General features: G+C 72.3%; 2 protein-coding genes and 1 pseudogene. 2 read left to right on the forward strand and 1 reads right to left on the reverse strand.

What is annotated here, in order from left to right; translation table 11 throughout:
* Window positions 1–310 (forward strand): annotated as a pseudogene (locus GA0115259_RS40895) (hypothetical protein); the annotation flags it as partial.
* 88 nt (window positions 311–398) lie between these two features.
* Here the strand turns inward: GA0115259_RS40895 and GA0115259_RS36670 are convergent.
* Window positions 399–1,277 carry an Fpg/Nei family DNA glycosylase gene (locus GA0115259_RS36670; RefSeq protein WP_093604816.1) on the reverse strand — a complete coding sequence of 293 codons (879 nt, stop codon included), beginning with the start codon at window positions 1,275–1,277 and terminating at the stop codon, window positions 399–401.
* Between the two features lie 140 nt (window positions 1,278–1,417).
* Between GA0115259_RS36670 and GA0115259_RS36675 the strand changes: the two genes are divergently transcribed.
* On the forward strand, window positions 1,418–1,862 hold a 445-nt coding region (locus GA0115259_RS36675), incomplete at its 3' end, for an alpha/beta hydrolase (protein WP_256098305.1).

Raw genomic sequence — 1,862 nt, forward strand, 5'->3', positions numbered from 1 at the left:
GGACCCGGCGACGGGCACGGCGGCCGTGGTCACGGCCGCGGAGACGGGCTGGGGCACGGATGTCGGGCTTGAGCTGGTGCGGCCGGGCGCCTCCGGTGTCTGCGCCCTGATCGCGGTGGGGACGGACGGTTCGCGGGAGACCGTGACGACGTGGGCCGCGCGGGCCGACGACGGGACGGCGCTGGTCACCCGAGGCGGAGCGGCGCTGCGTCCCGACGAGATCGACCACTTCGAGGTACGGAGCGCGGACGGCCGCCGGCTGGTGACGATCGGCGGAGGGCATGACCGTACGGCACGTCCCGCCACCTGAGCGGGATCTGAGCGGGCGCGCTTGCGCGGGCGGGCTTGCGCGGGCGGGTCCGAGTAGGTCCGAGCAGGTCGGCCTGCGCGGGCGGGACCTACTTGAGCAGCCGGGACAGTCTGCGGTCGGCGAGCGGTTTGCCGCCGGTCTGGCAGGTCGGGCAGTACTGGAGCGAGGAGTCGCTGAAGGAGACCTCCCGGATGGTGTCACCGCAGACCGGACAGGCCTCGCCGGTGCGGCCGTGCACCCGCAGCCCGCTCTTCTTCTCCGCCTTGAGCCGCCCGGCCGCCACTCCGCGCGAGCGCTCGATCGCCTCGCGCAAGGTGGAGCGCAGCGCTTCGTAGAGGAGGGTGATCTCGTCCTCGGAGAGATTCTTGACCGGCTTGAACGGGGACATCTTCGCGGCATGCAGGATCTCGTCGCTGTACGCGTTGCCGATGCCGGCGATCAGACGCTGGTCCCTCAGCGCGCCCTTGATCTGCCGCCGTTCACCGGCGAGCAGCCGGGCGAACGCGTCCCGGTCGAAGGAGTCGTCGAGCGGATCGGGCCCGAGCCGTTCGATACCGGGAACCTCGGCCGGATCACGGACGAGATGGACGGCGAGCCGTTTGGTGGTGCCCGCCTCGGTCAGATCGAAGCCGTCTCCTCCGGCGAGGACGACCCGCAGCGCGAGCGGGCCCTTCCCGGGCCTGGGCGGCTGCGGCGGGAACGAGTCCTTCCAGCGGAGCCAGCCCGCCCGGGCGAGATGGACGGCGAGATGGAGCTCCGCACCGCCGTCGGCACCGGCCGCGACGATGTCGAGATACTTGCCGTGGCGGGCGATGGCGGTGACGGTGGCGCCCTCCAGGGCGGAGAGCGGCGGATCATAGGTCTTGAGGACATTGACCGTCAAGGGCAGGACGCGGACGATCTCCTTGCCCACGAGATGGCCGTCGAGGAACTCGCGCAGCGCTTCGACTTCGGGTACTTCCGGCATGCGTCAAGGGTGCCGCAGTCCCCGTACGAGTGCCCGGTGAAGCGTGCGGCTCCGTACGAGCGGTCCGTACGGTCGGTTCCGTACGACCAGCAAGAAGGGTGCCCGCCATGGGTCCCGACCGTCGGAAGAAAGGCCTCCACGTGTCCGTGAGCGATCGGCGAGCAGCCGTTCAGCGCCGAGCAGCCGTTCAGTCGGCCCTGGTCCTGGACAGGACCTCACCGCGGCCCCGCGCCGCCGTTCTGGTGCTGCACGGCGGACGCTCCAAGGGCGAGCGGCCACCGGGCCGGGTGAACGCGCCGGGCGTACGGATGTGGCCCTTCACCTGGGCGGTGCTGCGGGCCACCGACGGATACGACGTGGTGGTGGGCCGGGTGCGCTACCGGTACCAGGGATGGAACGGCGGGCGGGCCGACGCGGCCCGTGACGCGCGCCGGGCGCTGGACGAGCTGGAGCAGCTCGCGGGCCCGGTCCCGGTGGTGCTCGTCGGGCACTCGATGGGAGGCCGTGCCGCCCTGGCCGTCGCGGGACACGAACGGGTCAGCGGAGTGGTGGGACTCGCGCCCTGGTGCCCGCGCGGCGAGCCGG

It is taken from the genome of Streptomyces sp. MnatMP-M17 (assembly GCF_900091995.1).
Taxonomy (GTDB): Bacteria; Actinomycetota; Actinomycetes; order Streptomycetales; family Streptomycetaceae; genus Streptomyces.

Bases quoted from the DNA above. Each gene is read 5' to 3' on its own strand.
- GA0115259_RS36670 (WP_093604816.1), bottom strand. From the start codon at position 1,277: ATGCCGGAAGTACCCGAAGTCGAAGCGCTGCGCGAGTTCCTCGACGGC.